The organism is Candidatus Agathobaculum pullicola (assembly GCF_052117205.1).
GTDB classification, from domain to species: domain Bacteria; phylum Bacillota; class Clostridia; order Oscillospirales; family Butyricicoccaceae; genus Agathobaculum; species Agathobaculum pullicola.
Map to the genome: position 1 here is coordinate 1 of NZ_JBQKJP010000125.1, position 544 is coordinate 544.

Consider the following 544-nt stretch of genomic DNA (forward strand, 5'->3'; position numbering starts at 1 on the left):
GCGGAACATTGGATCACATCTACTTAAAGGGTCTGGATATTCAGGACGTAGAGGGCAACGTACAGGACAAGCATATGAACAACGGCGGTATCTATTTTACCGTCTTTCAGCCAAAAAATGAGACGTCCACCGGCATTGCCCGCTACAACGACGTTCTCATTGAGGACTGTTATTTAAAAAGCGTCAACCGCTGGGGCATTGCGCTGGCCTATACGGCGTATCACGCCCAATTTCCAAACTCCACTATTTCCGATCAAGCAGCCAAGACCTATGGCATGACCGACGTGGTCATCCGCAACAACTATCTGGAGGATGTGGGCGGTGACGCCATCACCACCATGTACTGCTACCGCCCCATTGTCGAGTATAACGTAGCAAATGGCGCGGCCAGCCAGATTAACGCCCAGGATTATAAGGGGGAGGGCACCTCCGGAGACAAGCCTTTCGGATGTGTGGCAGCCAGCGTGTGGCCTTGGAAGTGTAAAGACGCGGTGTTCCAGTACAACGAGGTCTATAATACCTACAACGATGGCGGCTGGAACGG

General features: G+C 52.4%; 1 protein-coding gene. It reads left to right on the forward strand.

The window, feature by feature from the left end; all coding sequences use genetic code 11:
- The coding region (locus ACTQ3V_RS15705; RefSeq protein WP_502918992.1) for a right-handed parallel beta-helix repeat-containing protein at positions 1-544 on the forward strand (544 nt) is incomplete at both ends.